This window comes from Proteus sp. fly-1008, assembly GCF_040140305.1.
Taxonomy (GTDB): Bacteria; Pseudomonadota; Gammaproteobacteria; order Enterobacterales; family Enterobacteriaceae; genus Proteus; species Proteus vulgaris_B.
On the sequence record NZ_JBEEWH010000001.1, the window covers coordinates 495,764 to 514,416 of the forward strand.

General features: G+C 37.4%; 16 protein-coding genes and 1 tRNA gene. 7 read left to right on the plus strand and 10 right to left on the minus strand.

Annotated features, from left to right (window positions below):
- Positions 1–34: 34 nt before the first annotated feature.
- Positions 35–2,929 carry a hypothetical protein gene (locus ABN256_RS02320; RefSeq protein ID WP_349439053.1) on the minus strand — a complete coding sequence of 965 codons (2,895 nt, stop codon included), beginning with the start codon at positions 2,927–2,929 and terminating at the stop codon, positions 35–37.
- Positions 2,930–3,127: 198 nt separating this feature from the next.
- Positions 3,128–4,069, minus strand: coding sequence for a glyoxylate/hydroxypyruvate reductase GhrA (gene ghrA, locus ABN256_RS02325; RefSeq protein ID WP_196554164.1), 942 nt, complete (start codon positions 4,067–4,069; stop codon positions 3,128–3,130).
- Between the two features lie 314 nt (positions 4,070–4,383).
- On the opposite strand from ghrA, the gene ABN256_RS02330 reads away from it, so the two are divergent.
- Together ABN256_RS02330 and dauA are read left to right on the plus strand one after the other, a co-directional pair.
- Positions 4,384–4,471, plus strand: a tRNA-Ser gene (locus tag ABN256_RS02330).
- 577 nt (positions 4,472–5,048) lie between these two features.
- Positions 5,049–6,749 carry a C4-dicarboxylic acid transporter DauA gene (gene dauA, locus ABN256_RS02335; protein ID WP_197269138.1) on the plus strand — a complete coding sequence of 567 codons (1,701 nt, stop codon included), beginning with the start codon at positions 5,049–5,051 and terminating at the stop codon, positions 6,747–6,749.
- Positions 6,750–6,917: 168 nt separating this feature from the next.
- Here the strand turns inward: dauA and ABN256_RS02340 are convergent, their stop codons facing one another.
- The 7 genes from ABN256_RS02340 to hemA are packed head-to-tail and all read right to left on the minus strand — an operon-like array spanning position 6,918 to position 12,932.
- A complete protein-coding gene (locus tag ABN256_RS02340) occupies positions 6,918–7,106 on the minus strand; it encodes a type II toxin-antitoxin system TacA family antitoxin (RefSeq protein WP_231619290.1) in 189 nt (62 codons plus the stop codon).
- Complete coding sequence (mnmL, locus tag ABN256_RS02345; RefSeq protein ID WP_197269136.1) at positions 7,054–7,998, minus strand: tRNA modification radical SAM protein MnmL/YtqA; 945 nt, start codon at positions 7,996–7,998, stop codon at positions 7,054–7,056. Before mnmL ends, ABN256_RS02340 begins: the two co-directional genes overlap by 53 nt.
- 7 nt (positions 7,999–8,005) lie before the next feature.
- Positions 8,006–8,860 (minus strand): 3-deoxy-8-phosphooctulonate synthase, encoded by an 855-nt coding sequence (kdsA, locus tag ABN256_RS02350; protein WP_109407578.1) that lies wholly within the window; start codon positions 8,858–8,860, stop codon positions 8,006–8,008.
- A gap of 57 nt (positions 8,861–8,917) precedes the next feature.
- Complete coding sequence (gene sirB1 / locus ABN256_RS02355) at positions 8,918–9,727, minus strand: invasion regulator SirB1 (protein ID WP_340896674.1); 810 nt, start codon at positions 9,725–9,727, stop codon at positions 8,918–8,920.
- Positions 9,711–10,559, minus strand: coding sequence for a peptide chain release factor N(5)-glutamine methyltransferase (prmC, locus tag ABN256_RS02360; RefSeq protein ID WP_349439054.1), 849 nt, complete (start codon positions 10,557–10,559; stop codon positions 9,711–9,713). The genes sirB1 and prmC overlap by 17 nt, the downstream gene beginning before the upstream one ends.
- Positions 10,559–11,641, minus strand: a complete 1,083-nt coding sequence (gene prfA / locus ABN256_RS02365) for a peptide chain release factor 1 (protein ID WP_072064034.1) — start codon at positions 11,639–11,641, stop codon at positions 10,559–10,561. Before prfA ends, prmC begins: the two co-directional genes overlap by 1 nt.
- 28 nt (positions 11,642–11,669) lie before the next feature.
- Positions 11,670–12,932, minus strand: coding sequence for a glutamyl-tRNA reductase (gene hemA, locus ABN256_RS02370; protein ID WP_072068236.1), 1,263 nt, complete (start codon positions 12,930–12,932; stop codon positions 11,670–11,672).
- Between the two features lie 240 nt (positions 12,933–13,172).
- Between hemA and lolB the strand changes: the two genes are divergently transcribed.
- The 3 genes from lolB (at position 13,173) to prs (ending at position 15,718) form a co-directional block, all read left to right on the plus strand.
- On the plus strand, positions 13,173–13,811 hold the full coding sequence (gene lolB, locus ABN256_RS02375; RefSeq protein WP_072068237.1) for a lipoprotein insertase outer membrane protein LolB: 639 nt from the start codon (positions 13,173–13,175) through the stop codon (positions 13,809–13,811).
- The gene (gene ispE, locus ABN256_RS02380; protein WP_196554159.1) at positions 13,808–14,683 is read left to right on the plus strand and encodes a 4-(cytidine 5'-diphospho)-2-C-methyl-D-erythritol kinase; all 876 of its coding nucleotides are present in this window, start codon (positions 13,808–13,810) and stop codon (positions 14,681–14,683) included. The genes lolB and ispE overlap by 4 nt, the downstream gene beginning before the upstream one ends.
- Positions 14,684–14,770: 87 nt before the next feature.
- Positions 14,771–15,718 carry a ribose-phosphate diphosphokinase gene (gene prs, locus ABN256_RS02385; RefSeq protein ID WP_036912921.1) on the plus strand — a complete coding sequence of 316 codons (948 nt, stop codon included), beginning with the start codon at positions 14,771–14,773 and terminating at the stop codon, positions 15,716–15,718.
- A gap of 243 nt (positions 15,719–15,961) precedes the next feature.
- On the opposite strand, the gene ychH is transcribed toward prs, so the two are convergent.
- On the minus strand, positions 15,962–16,240 hold the full coding sequence (ychH, locus tag ABN256_RS02390; RefSeq protein ID WP_072068239.1) for a stress-induced protein YchH: 279 nt from the start codon (positions 16,238–16,240) through the stop codon (positions 15,962–15,964).
- A 345-nt stretch (positions 16,241–16,585) separates the two neighbouring features.
- On the opposite strand from ychH, the gene pth reads away from it, so the two are divergent.
- Both pth and ychF read left to right on the plus strand, forming a co-directional pair.
- Positions 16,586–17,170: an aminoacyl-tRNA hydrolase gene (gene pth / locus ABN256_RS02395; protein WP_099075502.1), complete on the plus strand. Its 585-nt coding sequence runs from the start codon at positions 16,586–16,588 to the stop codon at positions 17,168–17,170.
- 184 nt (positions 17,171–17,354) lie between these two features.
- Positions 17,355–18,446, plus strand: a complete 1,092-nt coding sequence (gene ychF / locus ABN256_RS02400; protein ID WP_072064039.1) for a redox-regulated ATPase YchF — start codon at positions 17,355–17,357, stop codon at positions 18,444–18,446.
- Positions 18,447–18,653 lie beyond the last annotated feature (207 nt).

Sequence of the window (18,653 nt, forward strand, 5' to 3'; positions counted from 1 at the left end):
ATCACACTAACAATAAGCAAAATGAATGATTTATTTAGCAATAATAATTTGTCGATATTTTATCCATACTCTCTTCACCTTCATTATAAATATAATTAATGTTCCCTTTAACTTGAGTATGTATAATCGCTTTTTTATTTCCTAATCGCACAAATCCTGTCGGTAATGTCTTCTTTTTGTACGAAAGTTCACTAACAGACATAAGATCTGTAGAAGCAATTTGATATTCAACATGGGTAAACTGCTGTTTATATTTAGTATATAAATCATCCAGATTTTTTTTGACTTTATTTAAATCAATCTGTTCAGAATTTCTACTCTCTTCCACCAAATTATTTACTTCAGTTTCTAAATTAGAACGCAGTGAACGCCCCAGTCTATTTAACTGATAATTTGCTGTAAAATAAGGCTTGAATTTTTCATTCATATTATCTTTTGTTTGAGAAGACAATGTCTCTTTTCTTTCCTTTAATGAGGATAAAAAACGATCAATGTTATATTGTCTATTTTCTTTTGTTATTTGAGCCTGAAAAATATCTTCTTTACTTTGGAATGGAGCAGTCATTAAATTTTTATTAATACTATTGTTTAATTTATTTATTGCCTTTTTATCTGATGATAAATTTAAATAGATACTATCTAATTTAGAGATACTATTAGACAGATGATATTTCTCTGGATATTTTTCTAATAATCTATTTATTTTTAATACTCTTTTATAAATTCCTTTTATATTTTTTTTATCTTGATCCAATTTTTCTGCGCTTATTAATTTCTCATTTTTAAAAAGTGTAAAACTTAACAAGCTATTTATTCTTTTTTTTACCATTAATTCGAAATCTTTTACAGATGTTAATGGATACCACTGAATAACATTATCAGAATTGCTCGTAGAAGGAGTGAATTTTAAATCACGATAAATATCAACACCAAGTTCTAATAAATCGAGATCAAGCCTTTTTGTTTTTTTTGTCACATCGGTTTTACCATAATCGATAAATTTATTAATATTTAAATTTAATTTTAATAAATTGAAAATAAAGTTTATACCAATAGCATTTCTGGGTACGGTGAGTTCCATATTAGGATTAATCATTACATCAATATCAAAACTGGCTTCACTTCTTATCTCAGTTCCTAACGAAAGACTTATATCTTGATCAATTTCAAGGGTAGAATTATTGATTAATTCATTTTCACTTAGATTTAATCCTTGATTAATAAAATTTGGGATCTCATTAATATCAAGGCTAAATGAGAAATTAGATTTTTTAGCGTAAGTGGCCCCTAATAAAGCACTTGCCATGACAGGAGTAACAAAACCATAGTCAACATTTCCTAAATCCCATCTTTTTTCATATCCACCAATCCCCGCTGATAAACCCGCAACAAAAAGATTCTGATTATTATTAATAAAAGAGAAATTAATCTTTTTATCTTCACTTTTTGATAATGTGATAGAGTGCGATTTTACATAAGAAGCTAATAGAAAGGCGTTAATCCCTATATGATTTGGCAGTTGAAAAGCATTAATACCAAAGAAGGCTCGAACATCATTATGGTGATTAATGGTAATATTTTCTTTATCTTTTAGCGATTTAATTAATGAATGAATCACCTCACCTTGTGTTATACCATTTTTTACACCTTTAACAGCACGATTTAACACATCATAGCTTTTCCCTATGTTTTCTTTAATACCATATAATGCCATCGGCTTACTGTTATATGCAGAAGTCGAAGAGTTAATAAGCTGCTTTATATTACAAAATAATCCTCTAAATCCAGGATCAACAGCTTTTGCAATATTTTCCATCATTGTCTTATATTCTTTTAATGCATATTGCTCTTTTGCTTTATTAATATTTAACCGAGCATTATCAATAAAAGAAGAGAAAAAAGGGATATTTCGGCTACTAAAATTGCCAACTGTTTGAGTAGAAAATGGTTGTCCTGAATGATAATTTTTATAATTATTCTCACCTACCATTGAGTAAAAAGATAAAGGAGGTTCTTGCTTTAAACGAGTAACTTCATATTGATAATCATTAATCGCAAAAATATTCAAAGGGTCAAGATAATATATTTTTATTTTATTTCCTTTATCTACAACGAGTTGTACTTTATTTAATATTGGTTTGATTGCTAATATTTTATCTGTATTTTTTAATGGGATTTTTATTTTATACTCTTCCATTTCTATGGAAGCTCCATCAACTTGATCTCCAGAAGAAATTTTATTAGGTAGTCCTTTAGCATAAAGCGCATTATCTTTAAGCTTAATGATTAAATCTAATCCTTCACGATTAATTTTAATTATATTATTTTCTTTTAACTCCACAACATTATTAATGTTTGATAAATCTTGCTTTAGATTATCATCAGCTATATATTTTTCATATTCAACAACAAAGTTACTACTAATAGCATTTGATGAGGTATCATTTAAACTATATTCTTCTTCTACTTTGTTAAATTTAATTTTGTAGAGATCACTGCTATTATCTATATTGTTACATTTATTTCCAATCAAAAAACCATTATGATCAACATAGAGTTCTTTAAACTTTATATTGTCACCATCTTGAGATTCTATATTAAAAAGATTATATTTAAATCCTCCTTTAAAGTGTTTTTGATATAACCCCGCAAATAAGTCATATGTTTTACCTTTAATTAAGGTCAAGGAGCCATCATTTGAAAGTGTGATCCCCATATTATTAAGTAAAGATGTATTTGTTGATCCTAAGTATACATAGTTATTTGCATTATTTAGGATGAGATCTTTTTCTTCTTTCTGTTTATTATTATTTTTATGATAAATATTATTACTATTAGCCAATCCTTCTACTGGATATTTTTCTTTTTTTCCATCAAAATCACCTATAGGTATAAGTTTACTAGGAATAACCCATACTTTATTTTTCATATATGCCTCATTTTTTTCAAATCATGAAGCAATATTCAATAAGATAATCTGCAAACGATATCTTTTTACAACCAGGTTTTTATGACAATATATAAAAATTAAAAAAAAGTACCTTTTTTGAAAGCCCAGATAAAAAATAGGCAGCAAAACTAAAGTTTGCCGCCTATTATCTAAAATTAAAATATAAATAAAATAGACTTAGTAACCACTCTTCATATCAACCACACCCAAAGGTACCTCTCCTTTTTCAATTCGCTGAATATTTTCAACAATCGTATCCATGGCAATATTCGGAATGGTAAAAGCAGCAATATGTGGCGTAATAGAAACACGAGGGTGCGTCCAAAATGGGTGCATTCCCGCTAAAGGCTCTTGAGCAAAAACATCAAGAGTTGCATCAGCAATGTATCCTTGGTCTATTGCTTCTAATAAATCTTGATCAACTAAATGTGCACCACGAGCAAGATTAATTAAATAAGAAGAAGGTTTAAGTTGTTCAAAAAGAGAAAAATTCAAAATGCCATGAGTTTCTGGTGTGTAAGGCAACAAGTTAATCAGTAAATTACACTCTTTAAGGAAGCCATTGAGTTGTTCTTTACCATAAAAGCTTTCAACATGCTTAATTTGCTTTTCACTACGGCTCCAGCAACGCACTTTAAAGCCTAGTTCAGCGAGTTTAGTCGCGACACTCCCGCCTAAAGCACCTGCACCTAAAACACCAATCACAAAATCATCATAAGAGTGAGAAGGAAGCTGTTTCCATAAACGTTGTGATTGTTGACGTTTATAATCATCCATACGACGAAAATAATACATCACTTTCGCAATTGCATATTCTTGCATTTGAAGCCCCATTCCGGTGTCTTCCAAACGCATAACAGGAACGCCCGTTGGTAATGTGCCAGGCTTTTGTTGTTCTTGTTTTAAAATAGCATCAACACCTGCCCCTAATGCAAAAATACCTTTAAGGTGATTGCGACTTGCCAGCATTTCATAAGGAGGAAGCCAAACCATAGCATAATCAGCCGGTTGATTATCGCCTGGTTCCCAAATGCGTATATTGGCATTTGGCAAACGCGCCTTCATACCGTTAATCCATGTCTCTGCGTCAAAAAAAGGATGATAATAAATAATATTCATTGTGCCTTCCTCCAGCATTTTTATCATAGGGTGCGAGGGTTACGTTCTGATTTCAAGTCTCTTTGAATAAGTTGTTAATAAAAATGTTGAGAATGTTAACCAGTTAACGAAAATCTCAATTCTTTTTTCAATACGCTAACCTCTTGCGTGAATTGGTTTACTGCATAATTTGTCTAGCATTTGTGCATATTGTTTTTTATTTGACTGCTTGATACAAAAGTTAAAAGAAAAATGCATTTAGCTGTTGACGCTTATGCTCCTTTTCCCTATAGTAGCGCCCCGTTGAGAGATGTTAAGTACATATCCAACAATACGGTGAGATGTCCGAGAGGCTGAAGGAGCACGCCTGGAAAGTGTGTATACGGCAACGTATCGAGGGTTCGAATCCCTCTCTCACCGCCATATTCTAAAATAGAGCCTAATTTTTAATTAGGCTCTATTTTTTTGTGGAAAAATATCAAATCTTCAATCTGGTTATTTTTCTCGCTTCCATCTATAGCTCATTTAAACTCATTTTTTGATGCTATTTCTTTAGTATACAGCACGCCACTTATTTTATTTTGGCTTAATCGTTTTATTTAATATTTTTTTATCAGTTAACAATCTCTAATAATTAATTTTTAATGATCAAAAATAGCTTATCTAGTTATTATTTAACCCTAATCGTATTTTTATGACAGAAAACAACTTTTATTATCTCTCTATAAATGACATTTATTCTAAAATAAAACGCTTTTTATAATTTTAAAATAAATTTAAACTTTATTTTCAAGCAAGCAACAGAATAAATACAATAAGATACATTGTATTATCTCTTTACGTTAACTTATTAGTTTAATTGATTTAATTTTCACTAAGCTTTAAGATATACATTAATAATTTGATGTATCACATTATTATCAGCGAATAAAAGCGATATCCTCTCTTTTCCTTATCGCCGTTATTCGGCATCTGACTTCTTATTTTGGTTTAAGCCTAAATGAAAACTCATAAAGTTAACCGGGTTCGCCCCTTTAGTGCATTTATTGATGCATGTGTAAAAGAGCCTTACTCTTTTGCTCGTTTATTAAAAGATATTATTGCAGGGATCACCGTCGGAATTATCGCGATACCATTAGCCATGGCACTGGCAATTGGTAGCGGTGTTCCTCCGCAATACGGTCTTTATACCGCAGCTATTGCCGGTATAGTCATTGCTGTTTCTGGTGGCTCTCGCTACAGTGTTTCAGGTCCTACAGCCGCTTTCGTTGTGATACTTTATCCTGTATCTCAGCAATTCGGTTTAAGTGGTTTATTGATTGCCACATTAATGTCTGGCGTTATTTTAGTTGTTATGGGATTAGCTCGCTTTGGTAAACTCATCGAGTATATTCCTGTTTCTGTAACACTTGGATTTACCTCAGGGATTGCTATCACCATCGCGACCATGCAAATAAAAGACTTTTTTGGTCTTGAAATGGCGCATGTACCAGAAACTTATATCGATAAAATTATTGCCTTAGGTTCTGCATTACCTACCATTCACCTTGGCGATACGCTTATCGGCTTAACAACATTGTTTGTTTTAATCTACTGGCCCAAATTAAATTTACGTTTACCCGGGCACTTACCTGCTCTAATCGCAGGTACTGCAGTAATGGGTGTTGTGAATATGTTTGGCCATGAAGTTGCAACGATTGGCTCACAGTTTAGCTATCTACTTCCGGATGGTTCGACTGGGCAAGGTATTCCACCGATACTACCTCAGTTTGTTTTACCTTGGAATTTACCAAGCACTGGAGCATCTCTTGAATTAAATTGGAGTACAGTGTCTGCTTTGTTACCGGCAGCTTTTTCAATGGCAATGTTAGGTGCAATCGAATCCTTACTGTGTGCCGTTGTGCTTGATGGCATGACAGGTAAAAAGCACCACTCTAATGGTGAATTACTAGGACAAGGTGTCGGTAATATTGTCGCGCCTTTCTTTGGTGGTATAACTGCGACTGCGGCGATTGCACGTTCAGCTGCTAACGTCCGCGCAGGTGCAACATCGCCAGTTTCAGCTATTGTTCACTCATTGTTGGTGTTACTCACTTTACTGGTATTAGCCCCATTTCTTTCATATTTACCTTTAGCTGCAATGTCAGCACTACTGTTAATTGTGGCATGGAATATGAGTGAAGCGCGTAAAGTGATTGATCTTATTCGTCATGCGCCTAAAGACGATATTATTGTCTTAGTATTATGCTTATCTCTCACCGTTCTCTTTGATATGGTCATTGCCATTACTATCGGTATCGTATTGGCTTCACTGTTATTTATGCGTCGTATTGCCAATATGACCAAAATAACTGAATCCCCTTATACCGATGATGATAAACAGTTATTAGTTGTGCGTGTTAATGGCCCGTTATTCTTTGCAGCTGCTGAGCGTATTTTTAATGAATTGCGTGAGCGTAGCAAAGGTTATAAAACCGTTATTATGCAATGGGATGCTGTGCCAGTCTTAGATGCCGGGGGCTTACATGCCTTCCAACATTTCGTCACTGATGTCAAACATGACACGCATGTGATTGTGTGTGATATTCCCTTCCAACCTTTAAAAACGTTGGCAAGAGCAAGAGTCACACCTATTGAAGGAGAACTTAATTTTTATCCTTCATTACAAAAAGCACTGGATGATTTGGAATTAATTCAGTAGTTATTCAATCTAAAATAATATAAAACTATATAGCCCTTAATTTAAATTATTTAATTAAGGGCTATATTAATCATTCATATTTTATTTGCCATTGTCAGTGCAGTATAAATTGTCTTGAAGGAAATTAATAAAGAGTGAGGTGAGCCTAATAATGGCACGGCTCCATAGCTAATTATTTTCAATAACTTGCCGAGCGATAGGTACGACATTACGAAGGATAAACTCTGTTAGGTTTATATTTTCCAAACTAGCTACAAGAACAAGCTGTGATTTATCTTCTGTAGTAATACGAATTGATACTCTCTCACTGTTTTCTACAAGTTTTAGCGTTTGGAATAAATACTTTACCAATCCCACTTCCTTGCGCGCCTTTTTTTAATAAATCTTGATAAAGTGCATTCATGCCCAACCAGTGATTTTCACACCATTCTGGAGCAAGTAAGGTCGGTTTTCTCGCGCTGGCACAAACGCGGTGATAGATAATTTCAGGGGGAGTATAGCGGATCATTTCACCCGCCGTATAAACATATTGTTCTTGCGTCAATGCATTAATACGCCCTGCTTTCCATGCCTTAGCTATCGTGCTACCTTCAACAATGTGCAAAGGATGTAATTTAAGCCCGTCAGTACCTGTTTCAACCACTCGTTCTAACGTCTGCATATTAAGCTGATGATCTTCTCGTGGTAACCCGACAATAAGATGTGTACACACTTTTAAACCACGGCGTCGAGCTTCTCGCGTTGTCGCTTGATAACACTTAAAATCATGCCCTCGGTTAATCTGTTTCAATGTTTTATCATGAGCGGTTTGTAAACCAAGCTCTAACCATACTTCATAGCCTTGATCACGATAACCTTGCAATAAATCTAACACACTAATCGGTACACAATCTGGCCGAGTTCCTACACATAACCCTACCATATCGGCTTGTAATAGCGCGGTTTCATATAAAGTACGTAAATATTCTACTTCTGCATAAGTGCTAGTATAAGCTTGAAAATAGGCAAGATAACGACGTGCTCGGTTGATATTTTTGGCTTGTAGCGCAATTTGCTCTTCAATGGAATGATATTGCGTTTGTTCATCAGCAAAAGAAGAGACATTACAGAAAGTACAACCACCTCGCCCTAATGTACCATCTCGATTAGGACAGTTGAAACCGCCATGAAGGGTGATTTTATGGATCTTTTCGTGATAACGGCGCTGAAGATCAGCGCCGAACATATTCACTACTGTATGCAGTTGCATAACAATTTTATTTGCTGGTATCTAACTCAGGGAAACTTTTAACTAAGTCATCAATGGCTTTAATTTGTGCTAAGAATGGCTCTAATTTTGCTAATGGTAAAGCTGATGGGCCATCGCAACGTGCATTATCTGGATCTGGGTGAGCTTCAAGAAATAATCCTGCAAGACCTACCGCCATACCTGCACGTGCTAATTCAGCAACTTGCGCACGACGTCCGCCTGATGCAGCACCAAATGGGTCACGACATTGTAATGAATGCGTTACGTCAAAAATAACGGGAGCACCCTGAGATGCTTGCATCATGACATGAAAGCCTAACATATCCACAACCAAGTTATCATAGCCAAAGTTACTACCACGATCACATAAAATAACTTGGTCGTTACCGCCTTCTTTAAACTTATCGACGATATTTCCCATTTGACCTGGGCTAACAAACTGAGGTTTTTTTACGTTAATCACTGCACCTGTTTTTGCCATTGCTTCAACAAGATCGGTTTGACGTGCTAAGAATGCAGGTAATTGGATAACGTCAACGACTTCGGATACAGGCTGAGCTTGCGCTGATTCATGAACATCCGTAATAATTTTAACGCCAAAAGTCTCTTTTAACTCTTGGAAAATCTTCATTCCTTCTTCTAAACCTGGACCACGATAAGAATGAATAGAAGAACGGTTTGCTTTGTCAAAAGAAGCTTTGAATACATAAGGAATATTCAGTTTTTGAGTCACAGTGACGTAGTGCTCACAAATACGCATGGCTAAATCGCGCGATTCTAATACATTCATGCCACCAAAAAGCACAAATGGTAGGTCGTTTGCTACCTTGATATCACCAATATTCACCACTTTATGTTGCATATTTATCCCTATACTGTTTGTAATGTACTGTGTTAATCAAGTACGTTGCGTAAACTTTTAATGTAGAACAACTGGATTTTGCTCTATCGAATGAATTTGAATTTTGATCATTTCTGAAATTGGATCTTCGGGACATTGCTCAACAAAATAGTTTAAGTCGGAAATTGCCACATGATGACACTCTAACTGAGCAAAAATCAGTCCACGATCACGTATCTCATAGGGATCTTCAGGATCAAACATCAATACCGTTTCACTGGCTTTTAACGCTTGTTCCATATTCTTTTCTTCCATTAAGGACACTTTCAGGGTATCTAAAAGCTTGCGAATAATAGAGCTGTATTCTGATTCTTCTAAATCGGCCTCTAATAACACCGAATTATTTCCTACATTCCCTTTTAACCAAACTTCTAGGGTATGTTGTGATAGATATTCGCCATTTATTGGGTTTAAAAATAACGTTTTTTCATTGGGAACATCTATTCTGATGATAAGTTGCGTAGGAAAAATAACGGGAGCTAACGGCAGGTTTAACGCTTGTGCGATATAAATAAGAATCGAACCTAGTGAAACAGGAGAACCCACATGTGTCGCTAATACTTTATCTAACCATAAAGTATCGGAAAGACAATATTTACCACTTGCACCACTAAAGTGCCACTGCTTATAAAACAGTTTTAGTAATGCTTCTATTTGTTCTTTGACGTTTCCTTGCTTAGGAATTTCAGCTTCTGCTTGCTCAACAAGTTGCGCTAGTTGATAACCAACAGAAGCGGTCGGAAAATCAGGTCGAATAGCCTGAGAGATAAGGATCATGCCCTTAACTAAAGGGGCTTTATTAAATTCGTAATCAGCTATGGTTTCTATCATAATTCCAACGACCTACTGTCACTCGCTCATTACCGCCATAATCACGGAAAGTTTCCACACAGCAGTAACCCTTATCAGTAAAAATTTTGCGAACACCTTCACCTTGCTGCCAACCGTGTTCCAGTAATACCCAGCCTTTATCAGTTAAAAACTGACGGGCAGTTTCAATGATAATCTCGATATCAGCAAAACCATTATTACCAGCAACTAACGCGGTTAAAGGTTCAAAACGAACATCCCCCTGATGAATATGCTCATCATTTTCATCTATATAAGGAGGATTACTAATTATCATACCAAATTGATACCCAGAGAGTGAACTAAACCAGCAACTTTCCATAAATTCTGTGTTGTTTAATGCTAAGTTGGTCGCATTCTCTTGCGCTAATGCCACTGCTTCGGCTTGAAAGTCCACGCCAATAATATGGCAATCAGGGCGCTCTGATGCCATAGCAAGCGCAATAGCCCCCGTCCCTGTTCCTAAATCAAGAATAGTTGTTGGTTCTGTTGGCAGTTTTTCTAACGCTTGTTCAACAAGGCACTCAGTATCAGGTCGAGGAATTAATGTTGCAGGTGAGACTTTTAAAGGCAGTGACCAAAATTCTCTTTCGCCCACTAAATAAGCGATGGGTTCACCTTTAATACGTCGAGTAAGTAGTTGAGATAATTGTGTTAATTCATCTTGTGAAAGCAACGTTTCATTAAAAGCCATTAAGTACGTTCGAGCACGCTGTGTTACGTGCCCAAGCAGAATTTCAGCATCACGTTTAGGGCTGTCACTTTCAATTAATTGCAAGGCTGCTTGACGCAGCCATTGTTCATAATTCATTAATTCAACTCAGAAAGTGCAGAAAGCTGATCCGCTTGATATTCAGTTACGATAGGCTGAATTAATGGATCTAATTTTCCTTCCATCACTTCATCTAAGCGATAAAACGTGAGGTTGATGCGGTGATCTGTTACACGACCTTGCGGGAAGTTGTACGTTCTAATTCGGTCAGAACGGTCACCAGAACCTAATAAATTACGACGTTCAGAAGCTTCAGCTTCTTGGCGTTTTTGCATTTCAGCTGCACGAATACGTGCACCTAATACAGACATCGCTTTGGCTTTATTTTTGTGCTGTGAACGCTCATCCTGACATTCCACCACAATACCCGTTGGAATATGCGTGATACGAATTGCAGAATCGGTGGTGTTAACGTGCTGACCACCCGCACCTGACGAACGGAATGTATCAATACGTAAATCGCTTGGACTAATATCAGGTAACTCAGCTTCTGGCACTTCAGCTAATACGGCAACTGTACAAGCCGAGGTATGAATACGGCCTTGAGATTCTGTTTCTGGTACACGTTGAACACGGTGGCCACCTGATTCAAATTTCAATACCCCATAAGCACCATCACCCACTACTTTTGCAATGACTTCTTTATAGCCACCATGCTCACCTTCGTTAGCATTCATGACTTCAATACGCCAGCGACGTGATTCTGCATAACGGCTATACATACGGAATAAATCACCGGCAAATAATGCGGCTTCATCCCCACCGGTTCCTGCTCGAATTTCAAGGAAACAGTTAAATTCATCATCAGGATCTTTAGGCAATAACAGCACTTGTAACTGTTGCTCTAAATCATCGTTTAGTGCTTGCGCTTCTTTCAGCTCTTCTTGCGCCATCTCTTTCATTTCAGGATCATCAAGCATCATTTCTGCTGCTTCGATATCGTCTTGCACTTTCCGCCATTGACTAAAACAAGCCGTGACGTCGGTTAATTGAGAGTATTCTTTTGAAAGCGCACGAAAACGCTCCTGAGAGGCAATCACATCGGCTTCTGACAGAAGTGCCTGAATTTCTTCATAACGCTCTTGTAGAGCTTCCAACTTAGCGACAATAGAAGGCTTCATTCGTAGATTAAGATCCTGTTAGACAAAGTTAATTATGGGTAATACCCAAACTTTCACGTAATAGATTCAGGCGTTCAATATCACCATCACTGGCAGCCTGTTGAAGAGATTTCGTTGGTGTGTGAATTAGACGATTCATCAATTGATGTGAGAGTTGCTGAATAACTTTTTCTGCATCTGCTCCATTTTGTATCAATGTGATGGCTTTTTCTGTCATTTCTGCACGTAACATTTCAGCACTGTCTCGATATTCTCGAATCGCACCCACAGCACCTTGCGCTCGTAGCCAATCCATAAATTGTCCACTTTCTTGTTGAACAATATGTTCGGCTTGAATAGCGGCCGCTTGGCGTTGTTCGCGGTTATGTTGAATAATCGCTTCTAAATCATCGACACTATAAAGGTAGACGTTATTGAGTTTTTCAACATCTTGTTCAATATCTCGCGGAACCGCAATATCCACCAGCAACATAGGTTGATTGCGACGCTTTTTAAGCGCCCTTTCAACCATTCCTTTACCAATAATAGGCAAAGGACTTGCGGTAGAACTAATAACAATATCAGCTTGCGATAGACATTCATCAATCTCTGATAATGTAATAACATCTGCATCGACTTCATTGGCTAAACGCTGAGCACGCTCTTTAGTTCGGTTAGCAATAATGATTTTTTTAACTTGATGCTCACGAAGATGACGAGCGACTAATTCTATCGTTTCACCGGCACCGACCAATAAAATAGTCAAAGAGGATAACGATTCGAAGATTTGACGCGCTAAAGTACAAGCGGCAAAAGCAACAGAAACTGCATTGGCACCGATTTGTGTCTCTGTTCTCACTCTTTTCGCAACTGAAAAAGATTTCTGAAACAAACGTTCCAGCTCTGAAGAGAGCGAGTCATAATTTTGGGAATCGGCAAAGGCTTTTTTAACTTGCCCTAAAATTTGAGGTTCACCTAATACGAGAGAATCTAAACCGCTTGCCACTCGCATTAAGTGGCTAACAGCTTGATTATCTTGATGCCAATAAACACTACTTTTTAGCTCACTTGGCTCTATTTGGTGATATTGACATAACCAACGAATAAGCTGTTCATGGCTATTTTCTTTGTCTTCCATACTGAGATAAAGCTCAGTACGGTTACAAGTGGACAGCACAACACCGCCTCTGACAGCGGGTTGCTGTAAGAGGTTATTTAAGGCATCACCCATGGTATCGGGAGAAAAAGAAACTTTCTCACGTAAAGCAACGGGGGCTGTTTTATGATTAATACCTAATGCTAATAACGTCATATCAACTATATCGAGTTATGAATAAATACCGCCTCGCGACTTGACTTAGTGTAAACCTAAAACAGCGCATTTAGTATGGACTCTTCATTTCCGCCATTCTACTTGATGAACAGATTCAATAAAAGAGCTTACTTGAGTGATAGGAGATTTCTATACACAATTTAACGAAATATCGTTATATCATAAGGTTTATGATACTCTTTTTTTTAACTAATAACGAATTAAAGGAATGTCTCAGCTATGCGTTCACGCTTTTTTTCAACCAAACAACTCCTGCGTATCATCCCGCTTACGGCGTTGTTGCTGAGTGCCTGTAATCTAAATCAGATAAAGACACAAGGCTCTGCGTCTGATAACGATGTGCAATGGCAAGCTCGCCAACAAGCATTAAAGAAAATTTCACAATATGAAACTCGAGGTGCTTTTGCTTATATCGAAGATACAAACAAAACCTATGCCCGATTCTATTGGCAAGACAAAGCAGATGAGCGTTATCGTTTATTATTGACTAATCCGCTAGGTACCACCGAGCTTGATTTAAATGTTATGCCAGGTGTCATTGAAGTCACCGATAATAAAGGTAAAAAGTATTATAGTGATAATCCAGCAGAGATGATTTATCAACTTACTGGCATGGTTATTCCACTGAAAAATCTACGTGCTTGGCTTGTTGGTTTACCAGGTGATGCAACTAATTTTGAGTTAGATGCAAATCACTTATTAAAATCGGTCACATTACCCGCTCCCGAAGGTGATTGGCTTGTGACTTACCAAGCTTATGATTCAAGCACTACCCCTAACCTGCCACAACGTCTTGAGTTAAAACAAGGCGAACGCATTATCAAATTAAAAATGGATAACTGGGATATACAGCAATGACTCTAAGTTGGCCTTCTCCTGCCAAATTAAACCTTTTTCTCTATATCACAGGGAGACGCTCGGATGGTTATCATAATCTACAAACGTTATTCCAATTTTTAGATTATGGCGATACATTAACGATTACTCCTCGTGATGATACCCAGTTAACTATCTTAACGCCGATTGAGGGTGTAGAAGATAAAGATAATTTAATTATTAAAGCGGCTAAATTACTGCGTGATTATTGTCAACAACATAATATTCCTTTGCAGTATCAAGGCGCAGATATCAGTGTTGATAAAAAGTTGCCAATGGGTGGTGGCTTAGGTGGAGGCTCTTCTAACGCAGCGACCACATTAATTGCACTTAATTACCACTGGCAAGCGGGTTTAAGTGATGAAACCTTAGCCAAATTAGGAGTAAGTTTAGGGGCTGATGTCCCTGTTTTTGTAAAAGGTCATGCTGCGTTCGCCGAAGGCGTTGGTGAAATTTTGACCCCTGCAGAGCCAAAAGAGCAATGGTATTTAGTCGCACACCCCGGAATTTCCATTCCAACCCCGACAATCTTCACAGATCCAGAATTAAAACGTAATTCTCCTATTCGCTCTCTTGGCGCATTATTAAAGGCTCCGTTCGAGAATGACTGTGAAATGATCGCAAGAAAACGTTTTCGTGAGGTTGAATATCTGCTTTCGTGGCTGTTAGAATATGCACCGTCACGCTTAACTGGGACAGGTGCCTGTGTGTTCGGTGAGTTCGAATCACAAGTTGCCGCTAGTGAAGTGTTAATTAACGCCCCTGAGTGGGTGCATGGGTTTGTAGCGCAAGGCGTCAACATTTCTCCTCTGCATTTATTCCGCTCAAGGATACCTGTGTTATTGCACCCGTAAGATGATGTTTACAAACCCTATGTTCATAAACACGTTCTTTACAGGTCAACAATATCTCTCTCTGGACGCAAGCCTGAGGTTTTTCTCGTGCCCGATATGAAGCTTTTTGCTGGTAACGCAACCCCGGAACTGGCTCAACGTGTTGCCAACCGACTCTACACTAGCCTAGGAGACGCGGCTGTAGGTCGTTTTAGCGACGGTGAAGTCAGTGTGCAAATCAACGAAAACGTACGTGGTGGTGATGTATTTATCATTCAATCAACCTGTGCACCTACTAATGATAATTTAATGGAATTAGTGGTCATGGTTGACGCATTACGTCGAGCTTCCGCTGGTCGTATCACTGCTGTTATTCCTTACTTCGGTTATGCCCGTCAGGATCGCCGTGTTCGTTCAGCCCGTGTTCCTATTACGGCAAAAGTTGTTGCGGATTTCTTATCTAGTGTAGGCGTAGACCGTGTTTTAACCTGTGACTTACACGCAGAACAAATCCAAGGGTTCTTTGATGTACCGGTTGACAATGTCTTCGGCAGCCCAATTCTTTTAGAAGATATGCTTCAAAAAGATTTGGACAACCCTATTGTTGTTTCTCCAGATATTGGCGGTGTTGTTCGCGCTCGTGCTATCGCTAAACTGCTAAACGATACTGATATGGCTATCATTGATAAACGTCGCCCTCGCGCTAACGTTTCTCAAGTTATGCATATTATCGGTGATGTTGCTAACCGCGACTGTATCCTTGTTGACGATATGATCGACACAGGCGGTACATTGTGTAAAGCAGCTGAAGCGCTGAAAGAACGTGGTGCTAAACGCGTATTTGCTTACGCAACTCACCCAATCTTCTCTGGTAATGCTGTTGAGAACATCAAAAGCTCTGTTATTGATGAAGTGGTTGTCTGCGATACAATTCCATTGTCAGCAGAAATCAAAGCATTAAATAAAGTCCGTTCATTGACTCTTTCTGGCATGCTGGCTGAAGCAATTCGCCGTATTAGCAATGAAGAGTCAATCTCTGCGATGTTTGAACATTAATTTGTTATAACATTCATTGCAATTTGAGATAACTAAACCCGCTATAACGTTTGTTATAGCGGGTTTTTTGTTATCGTTCTCCAAAAACAAGGTAGTTTAGACAATAAAAAACCCGCCAAAATATCAACGGGTCTATTGATGTGTATTACTCTCATAATGATGGCAGTTATTCACTTAACACCAGTTCATCTTAAATTTAGTTATTATTTTTTATCTATTCTGATATTAATTGTATTAACAATATTATGGATAACGGTGATTATCATGGCGACGATAACGTTCATCATGATTACGTAACCACCAATACCTTTCTGCTATTGTTTCTCTACCACCGATACGGGCACCTGCTAGCCAAACCAGAGCACCGATAAAGATCCCCATTAAAGAGATATCTGCTAAAAACTCAGGTAATCCCAAAGGGAAGATATGACTAAGAAGGGTATAACCAAGACTACCGAGCATCACAACCATCCCCGTAGCCATACATAAATTACCAACTGCAAATGCATGTTTATATTTCATGTTGCACCTCCAAGCGCGTCGTCAGACGATTCAACACCAAAATACATCGAATAACCTTTTATTCATTGCAGTTATTATAGCCATAAATACTCAGAAGGTATTGTCGAAGCGATCACATCGCTCTGAGATTTATTGATAAATCTTCACAAAAAATGTGTTTTTTTATTTTCAAAGTAGTAAATAACGCTGTTTTTATCGCTTTCGCTCTTTTTGTTAAATTAAAATGAGGATATTTCCTCGCCCCTCCATTTCTAAAAAACATTCTATGCAATCTATTTTGTGCTTCTGTGCTTAGACAGGTAAACTATGGGCTTTCTTTTAAGACGATAACAGTGAAAGGCTATTGTGAGTAAAATTAAACTTATCGTCGGGTTAGCAAACCCCGGTGCAGATTATGCCCAGACTCGCCATAATGCGGGTGCTTGGTATGTAGATTTATTGGCTCAACGTCATCAGCAATCTCTAAAAGAAGAGAGCAAATTCTTTGGTTACACCGCACGCATTAATTTAAATGGTAATGACGTTCGTTTATTAGTTCCGACCACTTTTATGAATTTGAGTGGTAAAGCGGTACAAGCAATGGCGAACTTTTATCGTATTGAACTTGATGAAATTTTAGTTGCACATGATGAACTCGATTTACCGCCCGGTATTGTCAAAATGAAATTAGGTGGTGGTAATGGTGGCCATAACGGATTAAAAGACATTCAAAGTAAGTTTAGCAATAATCCAAATTTCTATCGTTTACGCATTGGTATTGGCCACCCTGGTGATAAAAATAAAGTTGTTGGCTTTGTATTAGGCAAACCACCAATGAGTGAACAAAAATTAATTGATGACGCTATCGATGAAGCCCTTTCATGCACAGATATTTTAATGCGTGATGGTTATGAAAAAGCAATAAACCGCTTACATAGCTTTAAAGCATAATCATTACATTGATAAATTAAGCGATTTCAATATTCAGAGGGTAAAATACCCTCTTCTTTTGTGCGATTAATCCCTGATGATTTAATCAAACAGGGATTTGCTCTATAATAGCGCCAAATTTTTTTTAACAGCACACAACAGGAATACTCCCTCCTGTTGTTTTTATGTGACAAGGTGAACGTTTATGGGATTTAAATGTGGTATCGTCGGTCTGCCTAACGTAGGGAAATCTACACTGTTTAATGCCTTAACTAAGGCAGGTATTGAGGCAGCCAACTTCCCATTCTGTACTATCGAACCAAACACAGGTGTTGTTCCAATGCCTGATCCTCGCTTAGATAAACTGGCTGAAATTGTTAAGCCACAGCGTATTTTACCCACAACAATGGAATTTGTTGATATTGCAGGCTTAGTAAAAGGCGCATCTAAAGGTGAAGGTTTAGGTAACCAATTCCTAACGAATATCCGTGAAACTGAAGCGATTGGTCATGTGGTTCGTTGCTTTGAAAATGACAATATCATTCACGTTGCGGGTAAAGTTGATCCTGCTGAAGATATCGAAACTATCAACACTGAATTAGCACTTTCTGACTTAGATACCTGTGAACGTGCAATGCACCGTAATCAGAAAAAAGCAAAAGGTGGCGATAAAATTGCTAAAGCAGAAATGGAAGTGTTAGAAAAATGCTTACCGCATTTAGAAAACGCTGGCATGTTACGTGCTTTAGATTTAACGGAAGAAGAAAAAGCAACGATTCGTTATTTAAGCTTCTTAACGTTAAAACCAACAATGTATATTGCAAACGTTAATGAAGATGGTTTTGAAAATAACCCATATCTTGAAACTGTTCGCAAAATCGCAGAAGCCGAAGGTTCTGTGGTTGTTCCTGTTTGTGCTGCTATCGAAGCAGACATTGCTGAGTTAGAAGATGCAGAACGCGAAGAATTTATGCAAGATTTAGGTATTGAAGAGCCTGGCTTAAACCGTGTTATTCGTGCGGGTTACTCATTACTGAACTTACAAACTTACTTCACAGCTGGCGTTAAAGAAGTACGTGCATGGACAATCCCTGTAGGAGCAACAGCACCACAAGCTGCAGGTAAAATCCATACTGACTTTGAGAAAGGTTTTATCCGTGCTCAAACTATCGCTTATAACGACTTTATCACTTACGGTGGTGAACAAGGTGCGAAAGAAGCCGGTAAAATGCGTGCAGAAGGTAAAGAATATATCGTTCAAGATGGCGATGTAATGAACTTCTTGTTTAATGTGTAAGACTACACTCTAGTCTCATACTGTTTCATAAAGTATCATTTCATAATAAAACAGCATAAAATTCATGATATTAACTGGGTTTTATGCTTTTTTATGTCTCATTAAGTTTCATAAAAATTCGCGATTAAATGAGTACGTAACTGAGTACAATTTATTTATATTCCCTTTTTAAGTGAGTGTAATAATATCAACTTACATAACTCGTTG

Coding starts and splice junctions, on each gene's coding strand:
- ychH (WP_072068239.1), bottom strand. CDS start 16,240: ATGAAATATAAACATGCATTTGCAGTTGGTAATTTATGTATGGCTACG.
- dauA (WP_197269138.1), top strand. CDS start 5,049: ATGAAAACTCATAAAGTTAACCGGGTTCGCCCCTTTAGTGCATTTATT.
- prfA (WP_072064034.1), bottom strand. CDS start 11,641: ATGAAGCCTTCTATTGTCGCTAAGTTGGAAGCTCTACAAGAGCGTTAT.
- kdsA (WP_109407578.1), bottom strand. CDS start 8,860: ATGCAACATAAAGTGGTGAATATTGGTGATATCAAGGTAGCAAACGAC.
- lolB (WP_072068237.1), top strand. CDS start 13,173: ATGCGTTCACGCTTTTTTTCAACCAAACAACTCCTGCGTATCATCCCG.
- ispE (WP_196554159.1), top strand. CDS start 13,808: ATGACTCTAAGTTGGCCTTCTCCTGCCAAATTAAACCTTTTTCTCTAT.
- hemA (WP_072068236.1), bottom strand. CDS start 12,932: ATGACGTTATTAGCATTAGGTATTAATCATAAAACAGCCCCCGTTGCT.
- ychF (WP_072064039.1), top strand. CDS start 17,355: ATGGGATTTAAATGTGGTATCGTCGGTCTGCCTAACGTAGGGAAATCT.
- mnmL (WP_197269136.1), bottom strand. CDS start 7,998: ATGCAACTGCATACAGTAGTGAATATGTTCGGCGCTGATCTTCAGCGC.
- ABN256_RS02320 (WP_349439053.1), bottom strand. CDS start 2,929: ATGAAAAATAAAGTATGGGTTATTCCTAGTAAACTTATACCTATAGGT.
- prmC (WP_349439054.1), bottom strand. CDS start 10,559: ATGAATTATGAACAATGGCTGCGTCAAGCAGCCTTGCAATTAATTGAA.
- ghrA (WP_196554164.1), bottom strand. CDS start 4,069: ATGAATATTATTTATTATCATCCTTTTTTTGACGCAGAGACATGGATT.